Raw genomic sequence first — 15,896 nt, 5'->3', positions numbered from 1 at the left:
TGATGCGGCCGGCATAGGGCACCGAGATGGCGCCGTCGCGCCCGACGGGCTGCTCGGGGATGAGGGCGGACTTGGATCCGGCGGAGAAGCGGTCGGCGACGAGGGGTCCGGAGAACAGGCCGCCGGACCCGGCCTCCCAGACGGAGACCGAGACCATGTCGCCGATGCCGATCACCGGCTCGGAGGAGGGGCGATGGTCGCCGAAGGAGGCGAGCAGGCTGTCGAGGGGGCGGCCGCGCAGGGCCTCGACCACGGAGGGGGTGACGTCGATGATCTCGTAGCGGGCAAGGATCCCGCCGTCGGCCGTGGCGACCTCGGCCCCGGCCTGGATCGCGCTCGCCGTCGGACCCGCCGCGGGCAGGTACGTGCAGCCCGACATCGCCGTGACGGCGAGCAGGACGAGGGGAAGTTTGCGCATCCAGATGTTGCCCATCGGTATTGCCGAGCCCGTGCCTAGCCCATAGCGGCCCAGGTGTCCGTAGCGGGTGAGCCACACTCCGCCCGCCACGACCGAGACTGCTAAGTCATCCTCGTTAAGCACAGCTTTTTCGGGGCACAGGGACGACGAATGCCGGGCGCAGCGCGCGCTGCTGAAATATCGGGACACAAATCCGAGCGCTGTCGACGGTAACGAGTCGGCCCATCGACTCCAGGGCCGCACGGCCCCGGCGCGATCCGCTCACTGACCCTGGGTCACCGCCGCGGTGATGTCGCCGTAGACGGCGCTGACGCGGGACACGTAGTAGCGGATGCTGCCGACCGCGACGAGGAAGATCAGGCCCCCGAGCAGGGCGTACTCGGTCGCGGTGGATCCGCGGAGGTCGTGGGCGAAGCGCGCGGCCGCGACAGGGATCCGATCCGTCAGGGCGGCCGCCGCCCGGGATCGCACCGCGCGCCGCCCCGCCCCGTCGCCGCCCGGCTCATCCATGGTCGAACGCGCCTTCCCATCCCGCCGTCCGCGTGGCCTCACGCGCTCGGAAGGCTGTTACCGGCCCGCGCTTGCCGCCGGCTTAACGAAGTGTCCGAAACAGGGCATCGGGCTGATTCCGGGCGGGATATGCACCGCCCCGCGCGGCGGGCGCGCCCGGCGAGGGCGCGCCCGCGACGGCTCAGGCGTGGCCGGCCTTGTGGCGCAGGTCGTCGATCCGCTTGGAGGCCTCGGCCTTGTCGAGGTCGGGATCGAACGCCTTCGGCTCCTTCGCCTCTTCGGAGAGCGTCTTCAGGTAGGAGGCCTGCGCGCCGGTCATCGGCTCGCCGCCGGTGGTCCACTGGTCTGGATCCTTGATCTGGTTCGACACGTCCTTCGGGTCGGTCTTGGGGTTCTCCGGCGCCTCCTGGTGCGCATCCTGGCGCACACCGGAATCCCGATCGGCCTTCGACGTCGCCTTCGCGGTGGTGGTAGCCATGCGACTCATGTTCCCTAAATGTTCGCGTTCTGGGTCGTCAACGCGGCCCGCGCCGCGACGGTTCCTGCCGACACGGCGGCAACGTCGGGCGCGGCGATCTTCCCATCCGCGCGCGCGCTCCGCATGATCGTGACGCGCGGCGGCCCGGCGCGCCTCGGAGCCACGGTGGTCCGGATGACGTCCCAATCAGACTCGCCATTCGATGCCGGGACGGCCGCTCAGGTGCTCGTGGTCATGGGCGTCTCGGGGTCCGGGAAGAGCACCGTGGCGGCGCTGATCGCCGAGAAGCTCGGCTGGATCTTCGTGGACGGCGACAGCTTCCACGCGCCGGAGCATGTGGCGAAGATGCACGCGGGCCACGCCCTCGACGACGCGGACCGCGCACCGTGGCTCGCCCGGATCGCGACCTGGATCCAGCAGCGCCTCGACGCCGGCGAGTCCGGCGTGGTGGTCTGCTCGGCGCTCCGGCGCGCGTACCGGGACGTCCTCACCCGGGGCAGCCGGCGGGTCCGCATCGTCTACCTCGACGGCGACAAGGCCCTGATCGCGCGGCGTCTCGCGGAGCGCCAGGGTCATTTCATGTCGCCGCATCTCCTGGACAGCCAGTTCGCCACCCTCGAGGTCCCGGGCCCCGACGAGCACCCGATCACCGTCGGGATCCTCGAGCCGCCCGAGGCGATTGCCGACCGGGTCGTGGCGGAACTCGCCACCGCGGCGCGCCGGGATCCGGGTGGGGAGTGACGCGATGACTGCAGGAACCGGCAAGGCCGCGGGGATCGCCCTGGTGATCTCGGACGTCGACGGCACCCTGGTCACCGGGGACAAGCGCCTGACGGCAGCGACGGTGGCGGCCGTGCGCCGCCTGCGCGCGGCCGGGATCGGCTTCAGCATCGCCTCGGCGCGGCCGCCGATCGGGCTGCGGAGCCTCGTGGCGGAGCTCGGCCTCGACCTGCCGATGGGGGCCTTCAACGGCGCGAGCGTCGTCCGGCCGGACCTGTCGATCATCGAGGAGCGGACCATCCCGGAGCCGGCGGCCCGGGCGGCCCTCGACCGGCTCCTGGCCGAGGGGCTGGACGTCTGGGTCTTCGCCGACGGCGCGTGGTGCCTGCGCGACCCGGACGGGCCCTACACCGACCTGGAGCGCCGCACGATCGACGCGGAGCCCCGAGTCGTGCCGGATCTCGGAACGCTCATGGGTATGGCCGCCAAGATCGTCGGCGTCAGCCGCGACCACGCCCATCTCGCGGCCTGCGAGACGCGAATCGCGGCGGCGCTGGCCGGCCGGGCCACCGTCCACCGCTCGCAGAAGTACTATCTCGACGTGACGCCGCCCGATCTCGACAAGGGTCGCTTCGTCGCCTGGATGAGCGCGCATCTCGCCATCCCGCGCGAGCGGATCGCCACATTCGGCGATGCCGGGAACGATCGCCCGATGTTCGCGCAGAGCGGCTACTCCGTGGCGATGGGCAATGCCGAGGCGAGCGTCCAGGCGGCCGCCAGCGCGGTCACGGACAGCAACGACGCCGACGGGTTCGCCCGCGCGGTCGAGCGCTTCATCCTTCCCTGACCGGCTCCCCAGACCGGCCGACCGCGTCCGCGCGCCGCCCTGTGGCGCGCGGATCACAAGCACGCCCGTCGCCCCGGCCGCCCACAGGCTGCCGAACGGGGGCCGCTTTCCGGCCTCATTTCCCCGTGACCTAGCTTGACTACAGAACAAGCAGCACCGGGTCTCGGAATGCATCGCCTCATCCTGGCCGCCGTCCTCGCGGTCGCGCCCGCCGCCGCCTTCGGGCAGGGCGCGCGCGACAATATCGACGCGTTGATCGAGCAGCAGGCGAAGGCGAACGGCGTTCCGGCGAGCTTCGTGCACGCCGTGGTCAAGCGCGAGAGCAACTACAATCCGCGGGCGAAGGGCGGCAGCGCCCTGGGTCTCATGCAGATCAAGCACGCGACCGCGCGCGGCATGGGCTACACCGGCGACGCCGCCGGCCTGTACGATCCGGAGACCAACCTGCGCTACGGCGTGGCCTATCTGGCGGGCGCCTACCGCACGGCCAAGGGCAACGTCGCCCAGGCCTACCAGTACTACAACCGCGGCTACTACTACGCCGCCAAGCGCCAGGGCATCTCCACCGAGGTCGCCTCGGTGGTCGCCCCCGTGGCGGCTTCGGCCAGCGCCCTCGCGAGCCTGTTCGGCGGCGGCGTCGCCGACTCCAAACCCAACCCCGCGGCCGCCGCCCTGGCCTACGCGCCGACGGCCGCCGCCGTGGCCGAGGTTCCGACCGAGACCGTCGAGGTGCCGCTGCCGCCGCGCCGGCCCGCCGCCCTGGCCGGCGCCGCGGTCGAACTCGCCAGCCTGTCCATCGACCCGGCCGCGGGCGCGCCCCCGGCCGCCCCGCAGGCCGCCTCGGTTCCCTCCGTGGAGGTGCCGCTGCCGCCGCGCCGACCCACGGCCCTCGGGAGCGCGGAGGCCTCGCCGGCGCAGATGGCGGAACTCCGGCTCTCGCCGCAGCCCGCGGCGGCCGCCACCCCGATGACCCCCGCGGCCGCTTCGGCACCGGCCACCGAGGCGGCGGTCGAGGCGGTCGAGGTGCCGCTGCCGCCGCGCCGTCCGTCGCTCCAGATGCTCGCCGCCGCCACGCCGCGGCGCGCCCCGGCCGCCGCGGCGCTCGCCACGCCGGTGCGCGAGGCCACGGCCCTGCCGGTCGAGTAGCGCGCCCGCTCCGGCGCGGGCGCAGACCGCCGATCGCCCGCCCGGCCGGGCCTTCTGCCCACACAAGGATCATGCCCAAGGCTTGACCATCGGGTCGATCCGCAACACATAGGCGCCACGCCAGCAACGTGGTTGGATCGTTACGGTACGGACCGGCGCCGCGAGACAGCGGCCGTACGCGGGTGGCGCACGACGGATCTCAGGGCAGGAAACGCCGGTCTACACGCGCACGTTCTCAGGCAGCTTCCTGTCCGGCGGAACGCCAAAGCGCGATGGATCTCGAAGCGGCAGGCATGCAGGGCACGGACTCTGCTTTCGAGCTGGCAGGAAAGCGGACGGCGCCATGACCGGCGTGGAACAGGAATCTCTCTTTCTCACGGACCTCGGGCGACGCGTCAGGCACGCGCGCACCGTGCGCGGGCTGTCGCGCAAGGTTCTGTCGCAGACCTCGGGCCTGTCCGAGCGCTACATCGCGCAGCTAGAGGGCGGCCAGGGCAACGTCTCGATCATCCTGCTGCGGCGGGTGGCGAACGCCATGGGTGTGCGGCTGGACGACCTGATCACCGGCAACGACGCGCTGCCCGACTGGCCCGTGGTGCGCGACCTCCTCGCCCAGGCGAGCCCGGCCCAGATCGTCGCCGCCAAGGAGGCCCTGTCCGGCGGCAGCCGGCCCGAATCGAGCAACCGGCCGCGCGTGGCGCTGACCGGACTGCGCGGCGCCGGCAAGTCGACCCTCGGCAAGCTCGCGGCCGAGCGCCTCGGCTGGACCTTCGTGGAGCTCAACGCCGAGATCGAGCGGGAGAACGCCCTCTCGGTCCAGGAGATCTTCGCGATCTACGGCCAGGAAGGCTACCGCCGGCTCGAGCAGGCGGCCTTGCGGCGCCTGACCGAGCATCCCGGGCCGCTGATCCTCGCGACGAGCGGCGGCATCGTCGCGGAACCGCTGACCTACGATCTGCTCCTCCAGGCGTTCTACACCATCTGGCTGCGCGCCCGGCCGGAGGAGCATATGAGCCGCGTCCGCGAGCAGGGACACCTCGCCACGACGGGCGACCACGCCTCCGCGATGCAGGAGCTGCGCGCCGTGCTGGCGAGCCGCGAGCCGCTCTACGCCCGGGCCCCGGCGACGGTGGACACCTCCAACATCCCTGTCCAGACGATGCTGGACCGCCTGACGGCGGCGATCGAGGCGCGGTTCGGGCAGGGCGTGCCGCTGGCGGACTGACCCGCCCGCGTTCGCTGACAGCCATGCGACCGATGCGACCCCCGGGCCGCGCTGGCCCTTGATCGCCGCGGTGCAGCGCACCACGCTAGGACAGTACCCGCGGTCCGTCGCCGCCGCTGCCGTCTCTCCGGGCGGGACAACCACCCCGCTCGAGCGGGCGCTGGACCGGCCCCGCCCCACGCGCGACCGGCAGACCCTGCGAAGTCCCGGACATGAGCATCCGACTATGAGCGCCAGTCCTGCCTTCACTCACCCATCGCATGACCTCGCGGTCGTCGACCCGGTCTGGTCGCGGTTGCGGGACGAGGCGGAGGATGTCCTGCGGACCGAGCCGCAACTCGCCTCCTTCATCGTCGCCACCATCCTGAACCACACCACGCTGGAAGGCGCGGTCTCCCACCGGGTCGCGGCGCGGCTCGGGCACCCGTCGCTCCCGGCCGAACTCGTCGCCCACGCCTTCCACGAGGCGATCACGGTCGATCCCGGAATCGGCCAGGCGTTCCGCGCCGATATCGGCGCGGTGATCGACCGGGATCCGGCGACGCTCCGGGCCCTCGAACCGGTCCTGTACTTCAAGGGCTTCCACGCCCTGCAGGCCTACCGCCTCGCCCACCATGTCTGGAACCGCGGTCGACGCGACCTCGCCCTCTACCTCCAGAGCCGGGTCTCGGAGGTGTTCCAGTGCGACATCCATCCGGCGGCGCGGATCGGTCGGGGCGTCTTCCTCGACCACGCCACCGGCCTCGTGGTCGGGTCGACCGCGGTGATCGAGGACGACGTGTCGATCCTCCACGCCGTGACCCTGGGCGGCACCGGCAAGCAGCGCGGCGACCGCCACCCCAAGATCCGCCGCGGCGTGATGATCGGCGCCGGCGCCAAGATCCTGGGCAACATCGAGGTCGGGGCCTGCGCCCGAGTGGCGGCGGGCTCGGTGGTGCTGCGGCCGGTACCGCCGAACACGACGGTCGTCGGCGTGCCGGCGCGCGTGGTCGGCACCGCCGGCTGCGACGATCCGGCTCGGGCGATGGACCAACTCGTCGCCCTCGATCAGTTCATCCACCTGGGCGACGGGATCTGACCCGGGGCCGTCGCGCTTGCCGCTCCGCCCGCGGCGTGGCAAGCCCTCGGCCCATCCGCGGCGCCAGCGCCGCCAGGGGAGATCGACCAGCGTGACCAAAGCCGAGACCGCGAAGCTTCAGGACTATCTGCGCCGCAAGTTCGCGAACAACAATATCCGCCTCACCGCGATGAAGACCGGCGACTCCGCCGAGGTGTTCATCGGCGAGGAGTCGATCGGCGTGATCGCCGACGACAAGGAGGACGGCGACGATTCCTTCGTCTTCCGGATGGCGATCCTCGACATCGATCTCGAGGAAGAGGCCTGAGGCCCCGCGCTCCGGCCGGACCCGCGTCTCGGATCGGGTCCCGCCGGCCGCACCTGTGCACGGATTAACGCTAACGAGGACTCGTGCTTAACAACCGGTAAACGGCGTGAGTACAGTGCGCGCAACCTGTATCAGGAGCGCGAATAATGGTCCTCACGCCCGTCGCCCTCGAGTCGATCCGGACCCTCTGCATCGGACTGGCGCTGTCCGGCCTGATCGCCAGCGCCTTCGAGCTGTTCGCGGCGCGGCGGGCGAGCTTCAGCCTGCTGGAGCGCGGTGGTCTGCCGGCGGTCGCCGCCCTGCCGATGCTGGCCTTCTCGGCGCCGTTCATCATCCTGCGCAACACGGTGCGCGGCCGGCGGATCGAGGGGCGCCCGATCCCGTTCGTGATGCTGGCGACGGTCATCGCGTGCGGCTGGAGCCTGCTCTCCGGCCGCGTCGCCCTCGACCTCGCCGCGATGCTGGTCGGCGCCTGACCGGGTTCAGGGCTCGGCGGTGGCCACCTGCGCGGTCCCGTCCTTGCCCTCCAGGGACACCCAGGCCGCGCCGTCCTGGCCGGCCCGCTTGATGAAGTTGTAGCCGGTGCGGCGCCAGGACCGGATCGCGTCGGTCTTGTTGTCGAGGATGAAGTCGCCGCGGTCGGTCCGGACCGTCAGCACCGCGTGGCCCTCGTTGGTCTCGTCGATCACCACGGTCATCAGCAGGGCGCGCCGCGGCAGGCCGCGCTCCACCAGCATCCGCCGCTTCAGCAGCTGGTAATCCTCGCAATCGCCGAACCCGTCATCGGGGAAGTCCCAGCGGTCGACGACGCCCCAGTGCGCCTGATCGGTGATCGGCCGGATGCGCGCGTTCACGCGGCGGTTGACGCTCTGCAGGGTCCGCCACACCGCCACGGTCAGGGAAATCTCGGCCGGCTCGGCCGTGTCGACCGTGCATTCCTGAGGCGTGCGGGCGCAGAAATCCGTCCAGCCCGCGATCGCCCGCACCGGCCCGGTCGGTTCGGCGGCGGTCACCTGATCCGGCAGGACCAGCCGCGCGTGGGCGTGGGTCGTGGCGCCGCCCATCGCGAGGATCGTGCCGAGCAGGGCAAAACTGGCCGCCTGCCGCGCGCGGCACGCCGCGTGCGTCCACCCGCGCCAACGGAGCGGGCCGAAGACCTGACACGAGATACCGCCATCCGCGTGCCGCATGGTTCAAGCCCCCGCCGCCCGATGATGACGGAAGGGTGACACGGCCACGTGCGACGCACAATGGGTCAGGACGAGACAGCTAACGCGCGGGGAGCCGTATCGGTTCCGATTTAAGAGAGTGTTGCATCCGCGGGGCTGACCGAAATCGTATGCACTGAGTGAATAGCCGCTCTGCGCCTTCTCGGAAGGCCTTGATTCACGTCAGCTTTGCCGGCTTCTCAGCACGGCTCGCACGGGGGATTCGCGGCGGGCTCGATCGAGACGCGTGAAGCCGGCCAGCCCGTCGCCGACGGGGCCGCACCCCAGGAAAGGACCCGCCATGCAGCCCGCCATCCAGCAGGTGATCAGAGCGCTCGCCGAGGATGGTCGGGCCGGCGCGATCAATATCGCGGAGCACGCGGTCGATTCCTACCTCGCCGACGCGCCGAGCGAGGGCGACAGGGCGCTGTCGCGGGACATCCTGGTCCGGGATCTCGCCAGTCTCCGGGGCGTCGCCCCGCATCTCGCGGCTTTCATTGGCCGGGTGGAGTCCTACGTGGCGAGCCTCGCCCAGCCGTCGCTGAGCCGGGCGGCCTGAGGCCGCTTCACCGGTTTGCGGTGGTGACCGGGGAGGTGACGCCGCCGAGGGAGACCCAGGCGACGGCGTCCTGGCTCTCGCGCTTGATGAACACGTAGCCGGTCTTGTGCCAGGGCAGGATCGCGCTGGTCTTGTTGTCGAGCACCAGGTCGCCGCGGTCGGTGATCAGGGTCAGCACGGCGTGGCCCTCGCCCTTCTCGTCGATCACCACGGTCATGCGCATCGCCCGCCGCGGCAGGCCGGCCTCGGCCAGCATGTGGCGCTTGAGCAGCTGGAAGTCCTCGCAGTCGCCGATGCCGTCCTCGGCCAGGTCCCAGCGGTCGGCCACGTGCAGGTGGTCCTGGTCGGTCATCGGCTCGATCGCCTTGTTGACCCGCCGGTTCACCGACACGATCGTCGCCCAGGTGGCGGGCGTCAGGCTGATCCGGGCCGGCTCGCCCCGGTCCAGCGCGCACTCCGCCGCGTAGGTCTGGCAGAACGTCACCCACGCCGCGATCGGCTTGGCGTCGCCCAGGATCTTGGCGCCCACGTCCGCGGGCAGGCTCGCCAGCGTCTGCGCCTGAACCGGAGCGGCGAGGCCGAGCAGCGTCGCCGCTCCGACCAGCATCCCCCGAACCGTCCTGAGAAGCGCCGCGCCCATCGAACCCGTCCCCGTTGTTGAGGACAGGATTGCGCCGCAGAGCCTCCGCGGCGCTGAAGCGGATGCGCGCAATTTTACTGATCCGCCGGCGCGGGCCCGCTCACGCGCGACAGCGTCGACGGGAGACTTGAGAACCCTTGTAAATCGGCGGCTTCGGCTTCGGAAACCGAAAACCTTGAGGGTTCGTCACCCGGGGACCTTAGTCCTCAGGCGCGCAGCCGCCATCGCGAGCGCAGCGGGGCGCGCCAGGACTGCGCCAAGCCGACCGATGGCGCGCTGCCCTGGGTCGCCTGGCCGCGCCCGCGATGACGGAGTGGATGCGCTCAGCCCGCCGTCTAGTCGAGCTTGCGCTCGGCCTCGCCCTTCAGCTCCGGGAAGTCCGCCTGCGTGTAAGCGCGGCCCCGGTGCGGGTCCTCGGTGATGCCCTCGTGCTCCAGGCGGCGCAGCTGCACCCGCCGGATCTTGCCCGAGATCGTCTTGGGCAGATCGGTGACGAATTCGAGCCCGCGCAGGCGCTTGAAGGTCGCGAGCCGGGCGTTGGTGAAGCGGAAGATGTCGAGCGCCGTCTCGGGTCCGGGGCTCGCTCCGGCCACCAGGGACACGTAGGCCTTCGGGATGGTGTGACGCATCGGGTCGGGCACAGGCACCACCGCCGCCTCGGCCACGGCCGGGTGCTCGATCAGCACGCTCTCCAGCTCGAAGGGGCTGATTCGGTAGCCCGACGACTTGAACACGTCGTCGGCGCGGCCGACGAAGGTGTAGCAGCCCTGCTCGTCCACGAAGGCGACGTCGCCGGTGTGGTAGAGGTCGCCGGCCGCGCCCGACAGGTTGCCCTGGCCGTCGTCGTAACCCTGCATCAGGCCGGCGGGCCGGTGGGCCCCGAGTTCGAGGCAGACCTCGCCCTCGGCGGCCGGCTGACCGTCGAGGTCGAGGACGCGCACCCGGTAGCCCGGGAGAGGCCGGCCCAGGGCGCCCGGCACCACCGGCTGCCCCGGCGTGTTGGCCATGAGCGCGGTGGTCTCGGTCTGGCCGTAGCCGTCGCGGATCGTGAGGCCCCAGGCGCTCTTCACGCGCTCGATCACCTCGGGATTCAGGGGCTCGCCCGCCGCGCAGACCTCGCGCAGGGCGAGCCGCTTCCCGGACAGGTCCTCCTGGATGATCATCCGCCAGACGGTCGGCGGCGCGCAGAGCGTCGTGGCGCCGGTGCGCTCCAGCTGCGCCAGCAGCGCGGCCGCGTTGAACGGCGCCTGGTTGATCACCAGGATCGTCGCGCCGGCGTTCCAGGGCGCGAAGAACGAGGACCACGCGTGCTTCGCCCAGCCCGGCGAGGAGACGTTGCAGTGCACGTCCCCCGGCTGCAGCCCGAGCCAGTACATGGTCGAGAGCGCGCCCACCGGGTAGGAGCGGTGGCTGTGGCGCACCAGCTTCGGCTTCGCCGTGGTGCCGGAGGTGAAGTAGAGGAGCAGCGGGTCGTCGGCGGCGGTCGGGGCGTCCGGCGCGAAGCTGTCCGAGGCCGTGAAGGCGTCGTCGTAGGCCGCCCAGCCCTCCGTCGGAGCCCCGGTGACGAGGCGGACGGCGCCGCCCGTGTCGAGGCCGGCGAACCGTGCGATCTGCTCCGGCCCGGCCACGATCGCCCGCGGGCGGCCGCGGGCGAGGCGGTCGGCGAGCTCGTCGGCGGTGAGCAGCGTGGTCGCCGGGATGACCACGGCGCCGAGCTTCATCGCGGCCAGCATGGTCTCCCACAGGGCCGGCACGTTGCCGAGCAGCAGGAGCAGGTGGTCACCGCGCTTCAGGCCGAGCTGACGCAGGTGGTTGGCCACCTGATTGGACCGTGCCGCGAGCTCGCCGAAGCTGAGGCTCTGCTCGGCCCCGCTGCCAGCCTCGACGATCCGCAGGGCGGCGCGGTCGCGGCTCTCGGGGCTGGCGAGGACGGCGTCGAACCAGTCGAGCGCCCAGTTGAACGGCACCGGGTCCGGCCACGCGAAGGCCGCGACGGCGGCGGCGTAGTCGGTGCGATGGGCCAGCAGAAGGTCGCGGGCCTCCCGGAAGCTCGGCATGGTCGTTCCCCCTCGTCCTCGTTGACCGATCCCGACCCGGCGTCTTCAGGCCGGGATCAGATCCTCACCGGCCTCGCCCTGCGCGAGGCGCTGAACCATGGCGGCGTGGAAGTCGCGGATCTGCCCGGCAATCGCCCCAACACTGCGGTCGTTGCGGGCGAAATCGTCGGCGTTCAGCGCGATCAGGCCGGCCGTGTAGCCGGCTTCGTTGTGTTCGAATGGATCCGCGTAGAGCCATGCCCACCAATCGCGGGGCGGGATCAGGCTGGCGCCGGGCTTGACCCGCAGCGCCGCCAGGAAACGGAAATGGCGCGTCAGCTCTTTCCGCCAGACCGACCGCGTCCGTTGGGGCACGTCGAAGGCGAGCAGCTTCACGAGGTGCTCGTTGATGGTCTCCTCGCGCCCGCGCGCCTTCTGGGCGACGATTGCGCGCGGGAAGGCCATCTCGAACCGGACTTCGTCGTGGTCCAGCACATCCATCGCCTGGTCCCCGCTCAGGTGTTCTCGAACCGGGGCGGCCGCTTCTCTACGAAGGCGGCCATACCCTCCTTCTGGTCCTTGGTGGCGAACATGGCGTGGAACACCCGCCGCTCGAACCGGATGCCCTCGGTCAGCGTGGTCTCGTAGGACCGATTGACTGCCTCCTTGGTCATCATCGCGATCGGCAGCGACATCGACGCGATGGTCTCGGCCGCCTTCAGCGCCTCGTCGAGGAGCTGGTCGGCCGCGATCACGCGCGAGACGAGGCCAGCGCGCTCGGCCTCGGCGGCGTCCATCATCCGCCCGGTCAGGCACATCTCCATGGCCTTGGCCTTGCCGACGAAGCGGGTCAGCCGCTGGCTGCCGCCGATCCCAGGCATCACGCCGAGCTTGATCTCGGGCTGGCCGAACTGCGCCGTGTCGGCCGCCAGGATGATGTCGCACATCATGGCGAGCTCGCAGCCACCGCCGAGCGCGTAGCCCGCCACCGCGGCGATGATCGGCTTGCGCACGGCGACGAACCGGTCCCAGTCGGCGAACCGGTCGCCGGAATACATCTCCGCGTAGGTGGCGTGCTGCATCTCCTTGATGTCGGCGCCGGCCGCGAAGGCCTTGGCCGAGCCGGTGAGGACGATGCAGCCGATCCCCGGATCGGCATCCGCCTCGGTCGCCGCCCGGATCACCTCGCGGGTGAGCTGCGCGTTGAGGGCGTTCAGGGCCTTCGGCCGGTTGAGGGTGATCAGCAGGACGCGCCCGCGCGTCTCCGTCAGGATCGTCTCGTACGTGTCGCTCACGACTCGCCTCCCTGCCCGCGGAGCATACGGATGATCGCGGAAAAGTCCTCTCCCCCGTGGCCCGCGCCCTCGAACAGGCCGTAGATCTGCGCGGCCTCCGCGCCCAGCGGCGTCGCCGCCCCCGCGGCGATGGCGGCGGCCTGAGCGAGTCGGAGGTCCTTGAGCATCAGCGCGGCGGCGAAGCCCGGCTTGTAGCCGTTGTTGGCCGGCGAGGTCGGCACCGGGCCCGGCACCGGGCAGTAGGTGGTCAGCGACCAGCACTGGCCCGAGGAGACTGAGGCCACGTCGTAGAGCGCCTGGTGCGACAGGCCGAGCTTCTCGCCGAGCGCGAAGGCCTCGCTGACGCCGATCATCGAGATGCCGAGGATCATGTTGTTGCAGATCTTGGCCGCCTGCCCGGCACCGGCATCGCCGCAATGGAACACGTTCTTGCCCATCGCCTTCAGCAGCGGCTCGGCCCTGGCGAAGGCGGCGGCGGCGCCGCCGGCCATGAAGGTCAGCGTGCCGGCCTTGGCGCCGCCGGTGCCGCCGGAGACCGGCGCGTCCACCGACAGGCAGCCCCGTGCCTCCGCGAGGGCGTGGGCCTTGCGGGCACTCTCGACGTCCACCGTGGAGGAATCGATCAGGAGCGTGCCGGCGGGCAGGGCCTCGGCGAGCTGCGTCCAGACCTCGACCACGTGCCGCCCGGCGGGCAGCATGGTGATGACGACGTCCGCCCCTTGGGCCGCCTCCAGGGCCGAGCCGGTGACAGCGACGCCCGCGGCGCGCGCCGCCTCCAGCGAGGCCGGCACCAGGTCGAAGCCCCGTACGGTGTGGCCCGCCTTCACGAGGTTGGCCGCCATGGGCCCGCCCATGTTGCCGAGACCGATGAACCCGATGGTCTGCGCCATCCTGCTTCTCCCTGCTCTCCTCGCGCACCTTCACCTCAACGGCAGGCCACGTCGGTCTGCACCGAGCGCGACACGCCCCCTCTCCCGTGCGGGAGAGGGTCGGGGTGAGGGATACGCCCTCTCCGGAAAAACCTGGTCCCTCACCCTGTCCCTCTCCCGCACGGGAGAGGGGACCTGCGCTCCGAAGGGATCCGGAGGCGCCCTTGAAGCGATGCCGGGACGCGCGATCTCACATCACACAGGCCCCGTGCGCGCGTCCGAGAAGACCGGCTCCGCCCGCTTCTCCAGCCAGCGGGCGATCCGCGCCGGATCGACCGCGTCGAGGGTCGGCGGGTTCCAGCGCGGGCTCTTGTCCTTGTCGATCACCGCGGCGCGGATGCCTTCGCGGAAATCGCCCTCCGCTAGCAGCGCCAGCGAGGCGTGGAACTCGCGCTCCAGGCAGGCTTCCAGGTTCGGCGCGCCGCGGCCGAGCCGCAGGAGGCACAGCGTCAGGACGAGGCTCGACGGCGCCTTGGTCAGGAGCGTCGCCTGGGTCGCGGCGGCGAAGTCCGAGCCGTCCGCCGCCAGGGCCGACAGGATCTCGTCCACCATGTCGAAGGCGAAGCAGCGGTCGATCACCGCCCGGTGCGCGGCGAGCGGTGCCGGCTCCGGATCACGGGCGAGCCGTGCGATCGCGTCCCGCACGCCCGCCTGCCCGGCATCCGGGTCGAGCGCCACGAGGGCGTCGATCAGGTCAGGCAGACCCGCGGAGGGCACCAGGGCGTCGGCCAGCCGGCAGAAGATCGCGTCGGCGGCGCCGACCGGCTCGCCGGTCAGGCCGAGATAGGTGCCGAGTTCCCCGGGCGCGCGCGGCAGCAGCCACGTTCCGCCGACATCCGGCAGGTAGCCGATGCCGGTCTCCGGCATGGCGACGCGGGAACGCTCGGTGACGATCCGGTGCGCAGCGTGGCCCGCGAGCCCGACACCCCCGCCCATGGTGATGCCGTCCATGACCGCCACGAAGGGTTTCTCGTAGGCCGCGATGCGCGCATCGAGCCTGTACTCGTCCCGCCAGAAGGTCTCGGCGAAGGCGGTATCGGGGCTGTCGTAGAGGGAGCGCAGGTCGCCGCCAGCGCACAGGCCGCGCTCGCCCTCCCCGGTGAGCAGCACCGCGGCGATGCCCGGATCGGCCGAGAACCGGTCGAGCGCCCGGTCGATCTCGCCGACCATGCCGTGGGTCAGGGCATTGAGGGCCTTCGGCCGGTTGAGCCGCAGTCGGCCCAGTGCGCCGACCCGCTCGACGATCACGTCGCTCATCGGCGGCCCCCGGTCAGCCCGCGGGCGATGATCAGCCGCATGATCTCGTTGGTCCCCTCGAGGATCTGGTGCACGCGCAGGTCGCGGACGATCTTCTCCACGCCGTACTCGGCGAGGTAGCCGTAGCCGCCGTGAAGCTGGAGCGCCTGGTTGGCGACCTCGAAGGCCGCGTCGGTGACGTGGCGCTTGGCCATCGCGCAGAGCTGGGTCGCGGCCGGGTCCTTGGCGTCGAGCGCGGCGGCCGCGTGCCGCAGGAAGGTGCGCGACACCTCCAGGCTCGTCGCCATGTCGGCGAGGCGGAACTGCAGCGCCTGGAAGTCGGTGAGCCTCGCCCCGAAGGCGCGGCGGTCGCCCATGTAGGCGAGCGCCTTGTCGAGGGCCGCCTGCGCGCCGCCGAGCGAGCAGGCCGCGATGTTGAGCCGCCCCCCGTCGAGGCCGCTCATGGCGATCTTGAAGCCCTGGCCCTCGGCGCCGAGGCGGTTGCCCACCGGCACACGGCAGCCGTCGAAGCGCACCGCGCGGGTCGGCTGGGCGTTCCAGCCCATCTTGCGCTCGTCGGCCCCGAAGGACAGGCCGGGCGTGCCCTTCTCGACCACGATCGCGGAGATCCCCGCCGGGCCGGCCTCGCCGGTGCGGACCATGCAGACGTAGAGGTCGCTGGCGCCGGCGCCCGAGATGAACTGCTTCTCGCCGGAGAGCACGTAATGGCCGCCGTCCCGCTCGGCGCGGGTGCGGAGCGCCGCGGCGTCGGAGCCCGAGCCCGGCTCGGTGAGGCAGTAGCTGGCGATCCGCTCCATGCCCATGAGCGACGGCAGCCAGCGGCGGCGCTGATCGTCGTCGCCGTAGGCGTCGATCATCCAGGCGCACATGTTGTGGATCGACAGGAACGCCGCCACGGTCGGGCAGCCGGTGCTGAGCGCCTCGAAGATCAGCGTCGCGTCGAGGCGCGACAGGCCGGAACCGCCGACATCCTCGCGGACGTAGATGCCCGCCATGCCGAGGGCGGCCGCTTCCCGCAGGGTCTCGACCGGGAAGGTCTTGTCGCGGTCCCAGTCGAGGGCGTGCGGCGCGATGTGCTCGGCCGCGAAGCCGAGGGCCATCTCGCGGATCGCGGTCTGGTCCTCGTCGAGCCCGAAACTCATGGGCACTCCCTCATGTTCGTCAGCCACCGCGCGAGGTACGCACATCGGCCGCCCCAAGGCGGGCCGTACCCCCTCCCCGCGCGGGAGAGGGGGACCCGGGC

At 71.7% G+C, this 15,896-nt stretch carries 18 protein-coding genes and 1 pseudogene; 8 read left to right on the top strand and 11 right to left on the bottom strand.

Annotation, left to right across the window (positions count from 1 at the left end; all coding sequences use genetic code 11):
* The 3 genes and pseudogenes from ACLBX8_RS25020 to ACLBX8_RS25010 form a co-directional block, all read right to left on the bottom strand.
* Positions 1–418, bottom strand: a pseudogene (locus ACLBX8_RS25020) (polysaccharide biosynthesis/export family protein); the annotation flags it as partial.
* A 261-nt stretch (positions 419–679) separates the two neighbouring features.
* Positions 680–928: a Flp family type IVb pilin gene (locus ACLBX8_RS25015; RefSeq protein WP_447700614.1), complete on the bottom strand. Its 249-nt coding sequence runs from the start codon at positions 926–928 to the stop codon at positions 680–682.
* A gap of 181 nt (positions 929–1,109) precedes the next feature.
* A complete protein-coding gene (locus tag ACLBX8_RS25010) occupies positions 1,110–1,406 on the bottom strand; it encodes a DUF3072 domain-containing protein (RefSeq protein ID WP_447700613.1) in 297 nt (98 codons plus the stop codon).
* 174 nt (positions 1,407–1,580) lie between these two features.
* Here ACLBX8_RS25010 and ACLBX8_RS25005 point away from each other — a divergent pair, with 174 nt between their 5' ends.
* The 7 genes from ACLBX8_RS25005 (at position 1,581) to ACLBX8_RS24975 (ending at position 7,205) form a co-directional block, all read left to right on the top strand.
* On the top strand, positions 1,581–2,147 hold the full coding sequence (locus tag ACLBX8_RS25005; RefSeq protein WP_427510502.1) for a gluconokinase: 567 nt from the start codon (positions 1,581–1,583) through the stop codon (positions 2,145–2,147).
* Positions 2,148–2,151: 4 nt separating this feature from the next.
* Positions 2,152–2,973, top strand: a complete 822-nt coding sequence (locus tag ACLBX8_RS25000; protein ID WP_447700612.1) for a Cof-type HAD-IIB family hydrolase — start codon at positions 2,152–2,154, stop codon at positions 2,971–2,973.
* Positions 2,974–3,141: 168 nt separating this feature from the next.
* Positions 3,142–4,119 carry a lytic transglycosylase domain-containing protein gene (locus ACLBX8_RS24995; RefSeq protein WP_447700611.1) on the top strand — a complete coding sequence of 326 codons (978 nt, stop codon included), beginning with the start codon at positions 3,142–3,144 and terminating at the stop codon, positions 4,117–4,119.
* Between the two features lie 343 nt (positions 4,120–4,462).
* A complete protein-coding gene (locus ACLBX8_RS24990; protein ID WP_020095664.1) occupies positions 4,463–5,344 on the top strand; it encodes a helix-turn-helix transcriptional regulator in 882 nt (293 codons plus the stop codon).
* 226 nt (positions 5,345–5,570) lie between these two features.
* Positions 5,571–6,422 carry a serine O-acetyltransferase gene (gene cysE, locus ACLBX8_RS24985; RefSeq protein WP_026605327.1) on the top strand — a complete coding sequence of 284 codons (852 nt, stop codon included), beginning with the start codon at positions 5,571–5,573 and terminating at the stop codon, positions 6,420–6,422.
* Between the two features lie 91 nt (positions 6,423–6,513).
* Entirely contained in the window at positions 6,514–6,729 is a 216-nt protein-coding gene (locus ACLBX8_RS24980; RefSeq protein WP_007565940.1) for a DUF3126 family protein, read from the top strand.
* A 146-nt stretch (positions 6,730–6,875) separates the two neighbouring features.
* Positions 6,876–7,205, top strand: a complete 330-nt coding sequence (locus tag ACLBX8_RS24975) for a DUF6949 family protein (protein WP_020095662.1) — start codon at positions 6,876–6,878, stop codon at positions 7,203–7,205.
* Between the two features lie 6 nt (positions 7,206–7,211).
* On the opposite strand, the gene ACLBX8_RS24970 is transcribed toward ACLBX8_RS24975, so the two are convergent.
* Positions 7,212–7,919 (bottom strand): transglutaminase-like cysteine peptidase, encoded by a 708-nt coding sequence (locus tag ACLBX8_RS24970; RefSeq protein WP_026605326.1) that lies wholly within the window; start codon positions 7,917–7,919, stop codon positions 7,212–7,214.
* A 319-nt stretch (positions 7,920–8,238) separates the two neighbouring features.
* Between ACLBX8_RS24970 and ACLBX8_RS24965 the strand changes: the two genes are divergently transcribed.
* On the top strand, positions 8,239–8,496 hold the full coding sequence (locus ACLBX8_RS24965; protein WP_012320711.1) for a hypothetical protein: 258 nt from the start codon (positions 8,239–8,241) through the stop codon (positions 8,494–8,496).
* Between the two features lie 7 nt (positions 8,497–8,503).
* On the opposite strand, the gene ACLBX8_RS24960 is transcribed toward ACLBX8_RS24965, so the two are convergent.
* From ACLBX8_RS24960 to ACLBX8_RS24930, 7 genes are all read right to left on the bottom strand, one after another.
* Positions 8,504–9,103 (bottom strand): transglutaminase-like cysteine peptidase, encoded by a 600-nt coding sequence (locus ACLBX8_RS24960; protein ID WP_447700609.1) that lies wholly within the window; start codon positions 9,101–9,103, stop codon positions 8,504–8,506.
* Between the two features lie 368 nt (positions 9,104–9,471).
* Positions 9,472–11,193, bottom strand: a complete 1,722-nt coding sequence (locus ACLBX8_RS24955) for an AMP-binding protein (RefSeq protein WP_447715875.1) — start codon at positions 11,191–11,193, stop codon at positions 9,472–9,474.
* A 45-nt stretch (positions 11,194–11,238) separates the two neighbouring features.
* Positions 11,239–11,673: a hypothetical protein gene (locus ACLBX8_RS24950; RefSeq protein WP_447700607.1), complete on the bottom strand. Its 435-nt coding sequence runs from the start codon at positions 11,671–11,673 to the stop codon at positions 11,239–11,241.
* Positions 11,674–11,687: 14 nt separating this feature from the next.
* Positions 11,688–12,467 carry an enoyl-CoA hydratase gene (locus ACLBX8_RS24945; protein WP_020095657.1) on the bottom strand — a complete coding sequence of 260 codons (780 nt, stop codon included), beginning with the start codon at positions 12,465–12,467 and terminating at the stop codon, positions 11,688–11,690.
* Positions 12,464–13,357, bottom strand: coding sequence for a 3-hydroxyisobutyrate dehydrogenase (gene mmsB / locus ACLBX8_RS24940; RefSeq protein WP_447700606.1), 894 nt, complete (start codon positions 13,355–13,357; stop codon positions 12,464–12,466). Before mmsB ends, ACLBX8_RS24945 begins: the two co-directional genes overlap by 4 nt.
* A 234-nt stretch (positions 13,358–13,591) precedes the next feature.
* A complete protein-coding gene (locus ACLBX8_RS24935) occupies positions 13,592–14,653 on the bottom strand; it encodes an enoyl-CoA hydratase/isomerase family protein (protein WP_447700605.1) in 1,062 nt (353 codons plus the stop codon).
* Complete coding sequence (locus tag ACLBX8_RS24930) at positions 14,650–15,795, bottom strand: isobutyryl-CoA dehydrogenase (protein ID WP_447700604.1); 1,146 nt, start codon at positions 15,793–15,795, stop codon at positions 14,650–14,652. Before ACLBX8_RS24930 ends, ACLBX8_RS24935 begins: the two co-directional genes overlap by 4 nt.
* Between the last annotated feature and the right edge of the window lie 101 nt (positions 15,796–15,896).

The sequence above is a fragment of the Methylobacterium sp. D48H genome (assembly GCF_053345715.1).
This window is presented reverse-complemented; position numbering and strand designations above follow the sequence as displayed.